Here is a 14,413-nt window from a genome sequence, read left to right as displayed (position 1 = left end):
CCCATTGTTAATAGTTAAAAATCATAAAATCTTTTTGGTCTGGTGGCGGAATCGGTAGACGCCCGGGATTTAAAATCCCGTGTCTGAATAAGGCGTGCGAGTTCAAGTCTCGCCCAGACCACCAAAAAGATTTCTTCTATTTTCCCTAAAATTCATTCGACGTGCAACCAATCATTTCAATTAATTGATGATTATGCTGCTTTTTTTAGAAAGGTTTCAATATATGCTTCCACAGTATTTGTAACCTCAGGTGATACTTCTATAAATTTTAATCCAATTCCTCTAGGTCTTGAATCACTAACTCTTACGATTTCAAATTTTACACTAAACGGTGTGGCCAAGACTGAATTTTGAAAGTGGATTTCTCCAACTTCACCTTTTTGAACATTCTCTGGCATCTTTGGCAGCTCTATAAAACATCCACCTACACTTAAACTTGTGCAATGACCTTTGTAATTTTCTTCATTCAAATCAAATGAAACCACATCATAAAAAGGTGCTCGGTAATCTGCTCTTTTAATGTAAAAAGTTTTCTTGCCTTCCATCTCATCAATTTGCAATGGCGCCCATACTTCATAGCGATCTCGCAATTTTGCCCAACGTTTTTCACTCTCCTTTTTAATGGAGTAGTCTTCATCAAGCATTCCGAGTTTTTTAAAACCGATAATATCTTCGAAAGAGTATGGCCCTTTAACTCCATCATCATTGCGAATAAGCCATTCTTTTTCATTGGTCACTTCATAAAGTGAACCAACAAGTTTGCGCTCTTCTTTATCTTCTTTTTGTCCATGGAAGTCTTTAATCTTCTCAAGTTCACCAGCACTTTGATGAAACTTACGAGCGTATTCTTTTTTCTTTTCATTTAGATAAAGAATATTCTCCTCGAGATTTTTAATTTTTGACTGGTCTTCAGTAATTTGATTTTCATACTTGGAAACTTTTTCATTGAGCCTCTTTAGCTCTGCAATTTCTTGTTTAAGCTTTGAGTTCTCAGCATGTAAAATTCTGTTTGCTTCATTGAGTCCATCAATTTCCATTCTCAATTGACGCTCTAGAATGTATTCTTCAGAGTTTGTGACCTCTTCAAGACGCGTAATTTTATCATAAATAAGCGAGAGCATTCTACCAATGCCATCTTCATTTAGCTGTGTGGGTGCAGCTCTTTGAGTTTTATTTGGTAAAGGAGGTAAAGCACCTTTTGAAGAAGTAATTATATCTTTGACAGATATTTGCTTATTGGATTCCAAATCAAGGACAAAAGTCTCTAGCTCAATCCATCCAAATTCAAGATACTCCTTGAGCCCATTGAGATCGACTTTATGTTTGTTGTTATCTAAATTAATAAGGTACACTTGCTTCATAGAAGACTTATCGACTATCTGATCAATTTACTAAACTATATTCATCAATTACCTGTAAAAACATTGAGTTATGAAAAATATCTTGTCCTTTAAAAACCTCCTAAATGATTACTTGAAATCAGATTTTCAGTGCTTATGTGATGAGAAAGCTATAGTGGAAAAAGAGGCGGCCCTTGAAGACTTGGTCGGGCTCAAAAATTGTGAGGACAATATTATTGGTAAATATAATCATCTAAAAGATAGCTACACTGATAATGAACTTTCGATGAATGCTTTAAACACATCATTTGCAGATTGGTATGTACTGTTGAAACATATCAATCATGATGAGACGCTGATTGACTTAGGTTCTGGCTATAGCAAAGGCTCCATTTTAAGTGCACTCTATGAAAACGTCGCAAATGTTGAAAGCTACGAATATATTTTGGAGCGCGTGAATAGCTCAAAAAAGGCCCTTAGATCATTAGAGTTATCTGACAAGACAATTCATCATCAAAACCTTTTGACCAACTTTCCTGAGGGAAAAAACTATTTCATGTATTTGCCTGCAAGTGTTTTTACAGAAAAAATGCTCACTCACCTTTTTGAGATTGCGTGTAAACACCAAATTTGTCTTTATGCGGTAGAATCCCATGGTGATTTTATAAATCTTTTAAAAAGTAAGAAGTGGTTAAACCTTAAAGAAAAACTTTCTTTAAAAACGCCACGCCATGATCCTTCTATTTATATTTTTAACTCTCTTGATCCAAAAGAATGTCTTAGTATTTTAAAAGAGACTCACAATAAGAACGAACAAACTCTCACAAATTTAAAAAATAAAAGTGAAACTGTGATGTGTTCAATTAACAATTTTTACTCATTACAAGAAATTTCAAAAGCAGATGATCAAATTGTCTTCGAAGATGAACGAGGACAATGGATTGGTGACTTCAAAGAAAGTAGTCTATGCTTTCTAGATCATAAAAAGCCCCATATTGAACTTCAATATCCCAAAAGAAGAATTCCATTTACAAAGGCCATAAAAATCCTTCGCCCAAATGAGGAATTAACCAAAACTATTCGCTTAAGAAGAGAGAATCCAAACTTTAGAAAAATTTATATTTATCCGCATTTTTTTATCGAGACGATTTAGAACAAATTTGTCATTCTATATAAAAATTAACATGAGGTTATTATGAAATACTTTCTACCATTTTTACTGATTACTAGCGTACATGCCAATCTCCAAATCAAATCTGGACTCTGGGGACAAAAGGCCACAGTTTTTGTAGACGGCGTAAATATGAATGATCAAGTAAGTAAAATTCTAGAGAGTATTCCAAAGGCCCAACAACAGATGGTCAAAGACATGATGAAGTCTCAAGGTGGTGGAGATTTCTTAGATATCTTGTCTGAGAAAAAAACATGTTTGACTCAGAAGATGATTGATAATCCTGAAAAACTTGCCGAAGTTGAGAAAGGTTGCACGAATAAAATCACAAAGAAAACAAAGAGCGAACTTGAAATGACCACTGAATGCAAGAATGGTGTAAAAGGTAAAACATCACTTAAGGCCAATAACGAAAAATCTTATGCCGGCCAGTTTGAAGGGACAACAAAAGACAAGAAGGCCATCAAAGTGGCATTCGTGGGAACGTTCATCGATTCTAAGTGCAAATAATTGGCACTCAATTTGAATTAATACTCCTTACAGATATGTAAGCTTTTAGAAAATGAGGCACTTAAGAACAAGGATGCCTCTTTATTCTAAACGGCCGTCTAAATTTTAGACAGTGGAGTATGTATGAAATTGCGTCAACTAGGAATCGGATTTTTAGCCTCTATGGCCTTTCTAAGTGCACAAGGTGCAGAGATAGACCAATTTAGTGTAAAAGATCAAAAAGTCGATGATTCTAGGGCCTATATCAATGCAAAAATCAATGAGTATGTAGAACTCACGCTTGAACAACTCCATGCTGACAACGTTAAATGTAACGATAAAAAACTCTACAAAGGTCTGCGCAAATATCTGCATAACCATGTCTTTGGTGAAATTACAGACTATATTGAAAATGATAAGGCCATTGAGAAAATCTTCCTCACTCCTAATGAGTCAATTTATAGAGAATGGACAATGTGGGATGGATTTGTACTTGGGCGCCCAGGAGCAGAAAAAAGTAAATTGGCCATGTCCCCTCTTATTAATATCAACAACACCTATATTGGTGTGGATAAAATCGAACATTTATTTGAGCGAGGATTTGCTTACTTTGAAGATCACTATCTGAATGGGGATGAAATTGAAGATGTCCTCCTCACTGGTGTATATACTGAAAAAGTCATTTTCGGTGGCAAGAAATGGGGAACGGGCGTATTTAGTTATGCCGATCTTGCAGCAAACTTCAACGGCCTTAGATTTTGGAATAATATCCTAGGAAAAAACAGAGATCTTCTCGCAGAAGATATCGGTCCTTATATCAAATGTGTTGATAGTAAATGGAAGCAAGTTAAGCAAATTGATATTGCCCACTACATCGATGATGCTCAAGATGAATCAATCAACTGTTCAACATATGCATCAGAAGGAAGTACGAAAAAAATTAAAAAGGCCTTAAAGGATTTAAACATAAAATCATGTCCCATTGCGCCTGAGAAATTTCAATCGCTAAAGAAGAAGTACGGCTACTATGGAAGCTTCATATTAAATTCAGATGGCGTTGGCCTTGCAAAATCAATGGATCAGTGGCGTGCAGATCATGACCGTCAGGATGGCTGGGTAAAGGTTCCAAAAAAATTCAAACCCTTATTAGAAGAAAACTATAATAATCTAGAGTACTATGCACCTAATAAATACCTTAGAACTTTTAGATCTGAAGTTCATGGCCGACATGGAAAAAGTTCAACTAACAAAGACTACAGACATCATAGTTTTAAAACAATAAAATTTGATCGCGACTATCACGATAAACAGCTACTACAATGCTGGTATATTTTCATGACAGGTGGAGATTGTGAGAAGGTCATCAATGCACCTCTCCCAACGGCGTACACAAGTAAAGGAACTTTAGATCTACTGGCGTACACACGCCAAATTTCTAAGCAATCAGGTTTAGTGAGGGCCCTTAACTATATTAAGAATGTGTTAGAAAATAAAAATGAAGATAGTAAAATTTTGAAAGAAAAAATTATTCAAACAACTCTAAATAAAGAACTCTCTTTCTCAGATAGCTTCTATACAATTGATCCAAGTGAGAGAAAAAAAATTGGTGTTTTTCTTGTTCTAGGTATAGGTGGTGATGATAGTGATAATGCAATCCTTATCAGAAAGGCCAGCGAAGAAATTCGTAATCTAGGATTTACTTCGTCAATGCTTGAAGTTGATCCTAACAAAGGGAGTAACTATAATTCTTCAATGCTTAGGGAAATCTTAAAGCACAAGATTCCTAAACTTGATAAAGTTGTCTTTGTATCTGCGAGTAAAGGTACAGCTGATTTTATTCGTTACTTCTTAAGATTTGGACATGTGTTACCTGAGAATGAAAGAGCAAAGGTACGACTTATGGTTTCATTAAGTGGTGTCGTTCGCTCATCTTTTGTGGCCAAGTATATAACAGAAGCTAATTACTTAACGGCGCTGGCAGTGAGAACAGGGCTGCGCTTAACTGGTAAATCAGATATGTTAGATGGAATAGAGTCTTTGGCCAATGATCCTTGGGAAGGATACGACATAACTAAAATACACAGAGAGTTTCCTAATATGAAATGGATGAGTTTCCCATCTTTACCTGAGTCAGAATTGGCAGTGACTAATCTATCACTATGGTCTGGCTTCTTACGCCAACCAGTACACAGATGGACACATATCGCATCTCCAGGAGATGGGCTTGTTGAAACTGCGGCAGCTATTTTACCTCCTGATACGGGAATTACTGAATATATTATTCCAATTACTGGCCCACATGCCATGGCATTAGGTAGCTATAGAGAAGGTGTTCGTTTAGCGCCGGAAGCTCAAGGAAATCGTTACGATAAGGTTAACCCTGAGGCCGGTCCAGAGATTTTAAGTGCACTTTTTAGAGCACTTCCTAAAAGTCTATTAGATTAAGAATAAATTAAGCTCTAGTAGCTTTATGCCCTCATGCTATAATAAGAAAGTATGAGGGCCATTTTAATCCCATTAATCGTTATCTTTTTTTCCCCTACAACTCTTTCACAAGAGATTATTCGTCACAACCATGTCTACAAACATTTTGAAATAATAAGAAAGATTTTAATCGCAACATTAGATGAAACAAAAACTGAGTACGGAGACTACTCTTTGAAAGAGGCCGAGTTTATCCCACAAGGACGTGAAGTAGAACTTGTAAGGGATAATGAGTTCTTCCAAGTGATGTGGTCCATGTCTTCACCTGAGCGAGAAAATAAAGTTCAAAGTATTCCTATTCCGCTTTTAAAAGGCCTCATTGGTTTACGAGTCATGATCATTAGAAAAAACGATCAAGATAAATTTCCAATGAGTCTTAATATTGAAGACTTTAAAAATATCCGCCTTGGACAGGCCAATGATTGGCCAGATTCAGATATTTTAGAATTTAATGGAATGTCACTTTTTAGATTTCCCAATTATCAAACTTCATTTCAACTTCTGAATAACTCCCGTTTTACGGGATACCCTAGAGGAATAACAGAGGCCCTATCAGAAATAGAAGAAAATAAAAATTTTGATTTTGCCTTAGAGAAAAACCATCTCTTCTACTACCCTGCTCCTTTTTATTTTTACGTTAGTAAAAAAAATAAAAGACTCTATGACAGATTACTTCTGGGACTGAATAGACTTATTGAAAAAGGTGAATTTGATAAACTACTCTTTAGTGATCCAACCGTTCGTGACGCTTTAATCAATACAAATATTATTAATAGAAAAGTTCATTATCTTACAAACCCATTATTTGATAATCAAAAAGTTTTGAATGATAAAAGACTTTGGATTGATATGACGAAAATTGATGAGTATCTGAAAAAATACAAATAAAAAAGGGCCATTTCTGGCCCTTTATTTTTTTACATATTGAGTGCGCGATTATCAGTGGCCGCTAGAGCAGCTTCTTTAAAGGCCTCTGAATAAGTTGGGTGAGCATGACAAATGCGACCAACGTCTTCGGCAGAAGCTCTAAATTCCATTGCAACAACAGCTTCATTGATAATATCAGCAACTCTTGGTCCAACCATGTGAACACCAAGAATTTCATCAGTTTCTTTATGTGCTAGAACTTTGATAAACCCATCAGCTTCATCAGAAGCTTTCGCACGACCTGAAGCTGCAAATGGGAATGATCCTGATTTATAAGGAACACCATCAGCTTTTAGTTGTTGTTCAGTTGCACCAACACCTGCAACTTCTGGCCAAGTATAAACAACACCAGGAATTAGGTTGTAGTCTACATGTGGTTTTTGTCCTGCCATAAGCTCAGCAACAAATACACCTTCTTCTTCAGCTTTGTGAGCAAGCATTGCACCCTTTACAACATCACCAATGGCGAAGATGTGAGGAACATTTGTTTGAAGATGACCATCAGTCTCAATACGACCTCTATCATCCATTTTAACACCGGCCTTATCTAATCCAAGGCCATCTGTATAAGGTTTTCTCCCTACGGCAACGAGGCAGTAATCGCCTTCTAATACAAGCTCTTTTCCATCTTTAACCGCTTTTGCTTTAACAGTTACAGTTTTACCGTTTCTTGTAACTTCGCTTACACCGTGACCAAGGTGAAATTCCATCCCTTCTTTTTTAAGAACACGGTGCAGACCTTTTGAACAATCTTTATCCATAGTTGCAATGATATCAGTTGCATATTCAACAACTGAAACCTTTGCACCAAGTCTCTTATAAACAGAACCTAACTCGAGACCAATAACTCCCCCACCAATAACGATAAGGTGCTTTGGTACTTCTTGAAGCTTAAGAGCTTCAGTAGAAGTAATTACTCTTTCTTTATCAAGAGTAATAAATGGAAGAGTTGAAGGCTTAGAGCCAGTTGCAATAACAACTTTTTTAGCTTTAAGTTCAACAGTTTCTTTTTCACCTTTTACTGAAATTGTGTTGGCATCAACAAATGAACCATGACCAGTAAAAACTTCGATTTTGTTCTTTTTCATTAGAAACTGAACACCGCCAGTAATTCCCTTAACGACTTCGGCCACTCTTTCAGACATTTTTTTAACGTTAAGCTTTACCTTACCAACTTCAATACCGTGCTTATCAGCAGAGTGAATCATCTCATAGTATCTTTCAGATGAGTCCAACCATGCTTTAGATGGAATACAACCAACATTTAAACAAGTTCCACCAAGTGTATTATATTTTTCAACGATTGCTGTTTTAAAACCTAATTGGGCACATCTAACGGCACAAACATAGCCACCTGGACCAGAACCAATGACTACTACATCAAATTCTTTACTCATAAATAAATCCTTCAAAAATAAGTAGGCGCAGTATTTAACTGCGCCTTATAAAAAACAAAAAAATTAGATATCAAGAAGCATTCTCGAAGGATCCTCAATTAAATCCTTAACGAGTTTCAGAAATCCTACAGACTCACGACCGTCAATAATTCTGTGGTCATAAGAAAGTGCAAGATACATTACAGGGTGAACAACAACTTGACCATTAATAGCAACTGGTCTTTCAACAATATTGTGCATTCCTAGAATTGCTGATTGTGGAATGTTGATAATTGGAGTTGAAAGCATTGAACCAAATACACCACCATTAGTGATCGTAAAAGTTCCACCTTGCATTTCATCTACAGTTAACTTACCGTCACGACCTTTGATGGCAAGTCTCTTAATTTCTCTTTCAATATCAGCAAGAGATAACGACTCAGCATTTCTCACAACAGGAACAACAAGTCCCTTAGGAGTAGAAACTGCAACACCAACATCTGCATAGTCATGGAAGATAATATCTTCACCGTTTATTTGAGCATTAACTTGTGGGAACTCTTTTAAAGCGATTGTGCAAGCTTTTGTAAAAAAGCTCATGAAACCAAGACCGATGTCATGTTTCGCAGCAAATGCATCTTTATATTTCTTACGAAGCTGCATTACATTGTGCATATCAACTTCATTAAAAGTTGTAAGCATTGCTGTTGAGTTTTTCGCTTCTGTTAAGCGGTTTGCAATAGTTTTTCTTAAACGTGTCATCTTCTCAACGTTTTGAACACGAGAGAAATTTGCACTCATTTTTGGCGTTTGTGCAGGAGCGGCCTTTGGTGCACTTGCAGCAGGTTTAGCAGCACTCGCGCTCATGGCATCAGATTTTGTGATACGTCCATCTTTACCAGAACCAGCAACAGAAGAAGCATCAACACCCTTTTCTTCAAGAATTTTTCTTGCAGCAGGAGATGGATAATTCTTGTCTCCACCAGTTGGGGCAGCAGCTGAAGTTGCAACAGGTGCACTTGTAGCTGGAGCTTCAGCTTTAGGAGCGCTAGCTGCAGGAGCTGCATCTGTATCAAGTTCAGCAATCTCAGCGCCGATTGGCAGGTCTGAACCTTCTTCAACTAAAAATTTAATTACACCACTTTGCTCAGCAGGCATCTCAACAGTTGCCTTGTCTGATTCGATTTCACAAATGATGTCACCTTCATTAACGTAGTCACCTTCGCTCACTGTCCATGATGCTAGTGTAACTTCACTAATAGACTCTCCAATACTTGGAATTGTAATTTTAACGGCCATAATCTCTGTCCTTTATAATTTAAATGCTTTCTCAACTATTTCGTTTTGTTCTCTTTGGTGAACTGCTGCATAACCTGTTGCAGGAGAGGCCGAAGCTTTTCTCGAAATGCAATCAAAGTCTCTAAACAGTTCTCTGAATCTTAATAAGTATGTCCAGTAACCCATATTAAATGGTTCTTCTTGTACCCACTTAAGATCAGCACCTTTATATTTTTTAAGTACTTCAGTAATTTGTTTTTCTGGAAGTGGGAACAACTGCTCAAGACGAACAATGGCCACATCCTTTCTGTTATCTTCTTCTTGTTTCTTTAATAGATCGTAGTAAATCTTCCCTGTACAGAAAACAACACGTTTAACATCTTTTGCTTTAACCGCAGAGTCATCAATAACTTCTTGGAAGTTTGATTTAGTTAAATCATCTACAGATGAAACACATAGAGGGTGTCTTAGAAGTGACTTTGGAGTGAAAACAATAAGTGGTTTTCTAAAGTTCCAAGTAAGCTGTCTTCTTAGAGCGTGGAACATATTCGCAGGTGTTGTAAAGTTACCAACAACCATATTGTCTTCAGCACAAAGCTGTAGATATCTTTCTGGACGACATGACGAGTGCTCAGGTCCCGCCCCTTCATAACCATGAGGAAGAAGCATTACAAGGTCACTCATTCTTCTCCACTTTGATTCAGCAGCAGAGATGAATTGGTCGATCATAATTTGAGCACCGTTAGAGAAGTCTCCAAACTGAGCTTCCCAAATATTCATCGAGCTTGGACTTGCTTGCGAGTAACCATACTCGAATGCAAGAACTGCGTACTCAGATAGAAGAGAGTTATAAATAAAAACTTTACCTTGCTTTTCTGAAATGTGAGCAAGACCACAGTGGGCGTGATTAGTTTTCTCATCAAATACTTTTGCGTGTCTATGTGAGAAAGTTCCACGGATTACATCTTGACCTGTAAATCTAATATTGTGACCATCTTTTAGAAGAGTTCCGTAAGCGAAAAGCTCTGCTAGGGCCCAGTCAATTTTATTTTCAGCAAATCTCGTCTTTCTCTCATCAAGAAGCTTTTGAGCTTTCTTAAGAGTTTTAAAACCTTCTGGTGTAGAAGTAATCGCCTCTAGTACTTTTTCTAGATCAGCTTTTTTCACTGCTGTATTTGGAGATTTTTCAAAGTCCGATGGCTTAGACCAAGTTAAGTTTTCCCACTCTCTGTGTGGTCCCTTAACTCTTCCTGGTAGATCTTTTTCCTTAACGCTGTTGAAACGATCAGAAAGAAGATTTTTATAATGATCAGTCATTTGTTCAGCAAGATCTTTATTAAGCTCACCACTAGAAAGAAGTCTATCAAGGTAAAGCTCTCTTGGGTTTTTAGCTTTAGCAATTAGTCCGTAGAGATGTGGCTGAGTATATTTCGGCTCATCCCCTTCATTGTGACCATGCTTTCTATAACAAACCATATCGATGAAAACATCTTTCTTAAATTTTTGTCTAAATTCCATTGCAAGTTCAGAAACAAAAAGAACGGCCTCTGGATAATCCCCGTTAACGTGAAAAACAGGAATATCAAGCATCTTAGCAACTGAAGTACAGTAAGCAGATGAACGAGCATCAGCAAAGTCAGTCGTAAAACCGATTTGGTTATTAATTACAAAGTGAATTGCTCCCCCTGCTTGGTAACCATCAAGTTCAGACATTTGAAGTGTTTCGTAAACAACACCTTGACCCGCAACGGCGGCATCACCGTGAATGATAATTGGAACAATTTTCGATGTATCTTTTTCGTAGTTAAGATCAACTAGACCACGACAGTAACCCACTGCTACTGGCGCAACAGTTTCTAAGTGTGATGGATTTGGAAGAATTTTTAAAGTGACATCTTCCCCACCTGTAGCTTTTCTAATTGATGTAAAGCCCATGTGGTACTTCACGTCTCCATCACCTTGACCTTGTTGCTGCTCAAGTGAATTTCCTTCGAATTCAGAAAAAATGTACTCGTAAGTTTTACCAATGATATTTGCAAGAACGTTTAGACGCCCTCTGTGGGCCATACCAAAAACAAATTCTTTCGCTCCAAGCTCAGCACCTTTATTGATGATACCGTCTAGAGCTGGAATTGTCGTCTCTCCACCTTCAAGAGAAAAACGCTTTTGCCCTGTATATTTTGTTTGAAGAAAGTTTTCAAAAACGTTTGCTTCATTCAATTTTTCAAGAATTCTTTTTTTCTTTTCGAAAGGAATTTGAATTGTGCTTGAACCTTTTTCAAACTTTTCTCTTACCCAACGACGAATGTCTGTATTGTTAATATGCATGTACTCAACACCAACTTTGTTACAGTAGATGCTATTCATGCGATCGATAATATCTTTTAGTTTTGCTGGACCTAAATCAACAAACTCTCCTACCATGAACACTTCATCAAGATCAGCTTCTGTGAGATCGTAATGCTTAAGTGAAATTCTTGCATCTCTGTCTCTACGTGGACGAATTGGGTTTGTATCAGAAAGTAAATGTCCTCTTGTTCTGTATGATTGAATCATTCTGAAAACATTAAATTCTTTTCTAAGTTTTGCTTCACTTAAGTCGCCTCCTCCAGCAGGAGAATTTGAACCGAATTCAAAACCTTGGAAAAATTTTAGCCATGACTCTTCTAGCGCATTAGGATCTTTTTTGTATTGATCAAAAAGCGAGTCAATGTAAGTAATGTCTGAACTTGATAAGTGGGTAAAATCGAGATTCTTCATAAAAATAAAAATCCATTTAAGACGATTGTCTGAGTTAAAGGGTCAACTTATTAAAACACACTTTTAATATATTACTAAGTTACCATTTCGTGAAGAATTCTTTTACTCTAGGCAGATTTATCTTGCTGGAATACTTGAGAAAGTTACGCCCCGCAACCTCAATGTTGACGGGGCTTATTTTCTAAAATTTCATCAAGAATTGAGAATACTTCCTGACTGGCAATTTCCATTTGGCGCGCTTCTTCTGTGAGCATCTCATAGTTAATGCTAGAAGTGGTTTCAAGCAGCGACAAAATCGATTTAGTCGAGTTATGTACTTTAGAGTGCGGCAAATCCAAGCTCGAATAACCGCGCACATTAGAAAAGTTTTTGTGCCCGTCGCCACCAATATACCACTTTCCTAGTCGACAATTCTTGTGATCAACAAAATCAAAAACAGCGCTGCCATGAATAACGGAAAGGTATGTGTTGATTTTCCAAATCACGTGATCGATTTTTGCGAGTGACATAAAAATTTGATCGTTCGTATAGTAAACGTCCTCTAGCGAAGCAGAATTTCTATTCAAAAGTTCCACTAAAACTTCTTTAAAATTGAGAAGGGTTGAAGAAATTTTTGAACTGGCCTCATGGGAGCGGTCAATTGAGTGATTTAAGCGATCACTAGAGCCTGTGATTCTCTCCATACCCTTTTTGATCTGCGCCAAAAGTTCAGAAGTTTGCACAGACATCTTCTGGACTTCCATGGCCACAACAGCAAAGCCCTTTCCGGCCTCTCCGGCCCTGGCCGCCTCAACAGAAGCGTTGAAAGACAAGAGCTTACTTTGTGTCGCAATAGATTCAATATTCTGGATCAGCTCTAAAACACTTTCTGTATTGGTGTTCACTTCTTTTACAACTTCTCGGGTTTCTTCTACGACTTGATTAAGATGGCCTGTGCCCTGCTCAATTGTGGCCACTTCACTAAGTACAATTTCAACATTGTGCTCATTACTTTTAAACTCTGTAACGGCCTTTTGAGAGCGTGAAACGGCCTGTGAAAGCCCACTTTGAATATTTTGAAGAGCGCTCTTGAGCTTTTCATTTTCTTCTTCGAGGATATGCAATCGTGACTCTAGCGCACTGACTTTAGCTGTATCTTCTCGGTAAACGATCTTTTCTTCAACTTTATGAACAATATTTGAATGATTTGATTTCTTTTTTTTGAATAAATTAAGCATAACTTCCCTCATTTAACATAAGAGAAGTTTAAACGATTTTAGTGATTTAAAAGATTAATTTTTTTTAATGCTGAACAACAAGCTCAACTTTATTATCTGGAGTGCATTCTAGCTTTACACACTCGGCCTTATGCTCGGGATCGTTGTCACATTCTTCTTTTTTACCGCAGAACATGCAATCTTCACCAATAACATTACCTAGACCACCACATGAACCCTTCAACTCTTTCTTGGCAAAGATGAATCCAATCGCCATAGCAACAATTGATAGAGAGAGGACAGCAAATGTGATTAAAAAATATTTCATATCAACCTACTCAAAGATTTTTTTAAAAGCAGAGGACTCTTTACTAACAAATTGCGAGGCCTCTTGTCCATTTTCTTGATTATCAAGTCTGTAAATAAAGTATGCGGCTATATTTAATTTCTCGGCCAGCTCCATGGCCGCGACTGGACCCATTGCATTAAAAGCTGTGGCCCATGCGTCGGCGTTCATACAACTTTTTTCATCGATAACCGTTACTGAGGCCATAGTATGCTCTACAGGCTTACCTGTTTTAAAGTTTATCGTATGGGAATATTTTTTTCCACCTTGCTCAAAGAAATTGCGATAATCACCAGATGTGGCCATGGCAAGGTTCGAAAGAGAAACAACTTTTTGATAGCGCTCAGTAATATTTGTTGGATGTGGCGCTTCAATGGCAATTTTCCATTTATGACCATTTTTTAGGCCAGATGTCTTCACCTCGCCACCTATCTCTACCATATAATCATGGATTCCTTTTTGATCCAAAACCTTAGCCACTGCGTCAACACCATAGCCCTTTGCTGAGGCCGAAAGATCTAAATAAAGTCTTGGGTGCAACTTTTTGATGCGTCGATTTTCTTTATCGATCACGATAAGGTTATGACCGACGGCCTCCATGGCAAAAGCAAGCTTTTGTGCTTCAGGAACTTTGCGCGTACCATCTGGCCCAAAGCCCCAAAGATTTACAAGAGGACCAATTGTTGGATCAAAAATGCCATTAGTGGCCTCACTTACGCCAAGAGCATGCTCTAGAACATAGAAAAAATCTTGATGAATAACTGTCCAATCACTACTTTGATTTTTATTAAAAAGTGAAATCTCAGAAGTTGGAATATAAGTCGACATGAGAGCGTTCACATGAACAAGCTCCTCATCAATAAGTGCCTGGAGCGCTTTTTCAGAAATAGTTACTTTACCTAAAGTGTACTTTACTGAATAAGTTGTGCCCATTGTTTTGCCAAAAAGTGAATAAACTTTTTGCTCTGTACAAGCGCTCAATAAAAATAGGGATAGAAAGATTAAAGATAGTGTTTTCATGGCCATTTTTTATCCAAAAAGAAGAA

The 14,413-nt window shown here is 37.3% G+C and carries 11 protein-coding genes and 1 tRNA gene; 5 read left to right on the top strand and 7 right to left on the bottom strand.

Translation table 11 applies throughout. The annotated features are described in order from the left end of the window. Positions 1 to 36: 36 nt before the first annotated feature. Positions 37 to 124: transfer RNA gene (locus M899_RS15465), tRNA-Leu, on the top strand. Positions 125 to 191: 67 nt separating this feature from the next. Here M899_RS15465 and M899_RS15460 read toward each other — a convergent pair. After that, positions 192 to 1,361, bottom strand: a complete 1,170-nt coding sequence (locus tag M899_RS15460; RefSeq protein WP_021272379.1) for a PilZ domain-containing protein — start codon at positions 1,359 to 1,361, stop codon at positions 192 to 194. A gap of 70 nt (positions 1,362 to 1,431) precedes the next feature. Between M899_RS15460 and M899_RS15455 the strand changes: the two genes are divergently transcribed. The 4 genes from M899_RS15455 (at position 1,432) to M899_RS15440 (ending at position 6,372) form a co-directional block, all read left to right on the top strand. Then, entirely contained in the window at positions 1,432 to 2,493 is a 1,062-nt protein-coding gene (locus M899_RS15455) for a hypothetical protein (RefSeq protein ID WP_034729817.1), read from the top strand. 42 nt (positions 2,494 to 2,535) lie between these two features. After that, complete coding sequence (locus M899_RS15450; RefSeq protein ID WP_021272417.1) at positions 2,536 to 3,021, top strand: DUF3617 domain-containing protein; 486 nt, start codon at positions 2,536 to 2,538, stop codon at positions 3,019 to 3,021. Between the two features lie 123 nt (positions 3,022 to 3,144). Next, positions 3,145 to 5,445 carry a hypothetical protein gene (locus M899_RS15445; RefSeq protein ID WP_021272296.1) on the top strand — a complete coding sequence of 767 codons (2,301 nt, stop codon included), beginning with the start codon at positions 3,145 to 3,147 and terminating at the stop codon, positions 5,443 to 5,445. 51 nt (positions 5,446 to 5,496) lie between these two features. Further along, a complete protein-coding gene (locus tag M899_RS15440; RefSeq protein WP_021272450.1) occupies positions 5,497 to 6,372 on the top strand; it encodes a hypothetical protein in 876 nt (291 codons plus the stop codon). 29 nt (positions 6,373 to 6,401) lie between these two features. On the opposite strand, the gene lpdA is transcribed toward M899_RS15440, so the two are convergent. The 6 genes from lpdA to M899_RS15410 all read right to left on the bottom strand — a co-directional run bounded on the left by lpdA (position 6,402) and on the right by M899_RS15410 (position 14,387). Beyond that, positions 6,402 to 7,808 carry a dihydrolipoyl dehydrogenase gene (lpdA, locus tag M899_RS15435; protein WP_021272378.1) on the bottom strand — a complete coding sequence of 469 codons (1,407 nt, stop codon included), beginning with the start codon at positions 7,806 to 7,808 and terminating at the stop codon, positions 6,402 to 6,404. A gap of 63 nt (positions 7,809 to 7,871) precedes the next feature. Further along, a complete protein-coding gene (odhB, locus tag M899_RS15430; RefSeq protein ID WP_021272443.1) occupies positions 7,872 to 9,086 on the bottom strand; it encodes a 2-oxoglutarate dehydrogenase complex dihydrolipoyllysine-residue succinyltransferase in 1,215 nt (404 codons plus the stop codon). 12 nt (positions 9,087 to 9,098) lie between these two features. After that, positions 9,099 to 11,825, bottom strand: a complete 2,727-nt coding sequence (locus tag M899_RS15425) for a 2-oxoglutarate dehydrogenase E1 component (RefSeq protein ID WP_021272355.1) — start codon at positions 11,823 to 11,825, stop codon at positions 9,099 to 9,101. 158 nt (positions 11,826 to 11,983) lie between these two features. Next, positions 11,984 to 13,042 carry a methyl-accepting chemotaxis protein gene (locus tag M899_RS15420; RefSeq protein ID WP_021272467.1) on the bottom strand — a complete coding sequence of 353 codons (1,059 nt, stop codon included), beginning with the start codon at positions 13,040 to 13,042 and terminating at the stop codon, positions 11,984 to 11,986. Between the two features lie 64 nt (positions 13,043 to 13,106). Next, positions 13,107 to 13,349: a (Na+)-NQR maturation NqrM gene (nqrM, locus tag M899_RS15415; protein WP_021272360.1), complete on the bottom strand. Its 243-nt coding sequence runs from the start codon at positions 13,347 to 13,349 to the stop codon at positions 13,107 to 13,109. Between the two features lie 6 nt (positions 13,350 to 13,355). Continuing rightward, positions 13,356 to 14,387 carry an FAD:protein FMN transferase gene (locus M899_RS15410; RefSeq protein WP_196801782.1) on the bottom strand — a complete coding sequence of 344 codons (1,032 nt, stop codon included), beginning with the start codon at positions 14,385 to 14,387 and terminating at the stop codon, positions 13,356 to 13,358. Positions 14,388 to 14,413 lie beyond the last annotated feature (26 nt).

The sequence above is a fragment of the Bacteriovorax sp. BSW11_IV genome, from assembly GCF_000447755.1.
Taxonomy (GTDB): Bacteria; Bdellovibrionota; Bacteriovoracia; order Bacteriovoracales; family Bacteriovoracaceae; genus BSW11-IV.
This window is presented reverse-complemented; position numbering and strand designations above follow the sequence as displayed.

Bases quoted from the DNA above. Each gene is read 5' to 3' on its own strand.
- M899_RS15460 (WP_021272379.1), bottom strand. From the start codon at position 1,361: ATGAAGCAAGTGTACCTTATTAATTTAGATAACAACAAACATAAAGTC.
- odhB (WP_021272443.1), bottom strand. From the start codon at position 9,086: ATGGCCGTTAAAATTACAATTCCAAGTATTGGAGAGTCTATTAGTGAA.
- M899_RS15455 (WP_034729817.1), top strand. From the start codon at position 1,432: ATGAAAAATATCTTGTCCTTTAAAAACCTCCTAAATGATTACTTGAAA.
- M899_RS15445 (WP_021272296.1), top strand. From the start codon at position 3,145: ATGAAATTGCGTCAACTAGGAATCGGATTTTTAGCCTCTATGGCCTTT.
- M899_RS15410 (WP_196801782.1), bottom strand. From the start codon at position 14,387: ATGAAAACACTATCTTTAATCTTTCTATCCCTATTTTTATTGAGCGCT.
- M899_RS15450 (WP_021272417.1), top strand. From the start codon at position 2,536: ATGAAATACTTTCTACCATTTTTACTGATTACTAGCGTACATGCCAAT.
- lpdA (WP_021272378.1), bottom strand. From the start codon at position 7,808: ATGAGTAAAGAATTTGATGTAGTAGTCATTGGTTCTGGTCCAGGTGGC.
- nqrM (WP_021272360.1), bottom strand. From the start codon at position 13,349: ATGAAATATTTTTTAATCACATTTGCTGTCCTCTCTCTATCAATTGTT.
- M899_RS15425 (WP_021272355.1), bottom strand. From the start codon at position 11,825: ATGAAGAATCTCGATTTTACCCACTTATCAAGTTCAGACATTACTTAC.
- M899_RS15440 (WP_021272450.1), top strand. From the start codon at position 5,497: ATGAGGGCCATTTTAATCCCATTAATCGTTATCTTTTTTTCCCCTACA.
- M899_RS15420 (WP_021272467.1), bottom strand. From the start codon at position 13,042: ATGCTTAATTTATTCAAAAAAAAGAAATCAAATCATTCAAATATTGTT.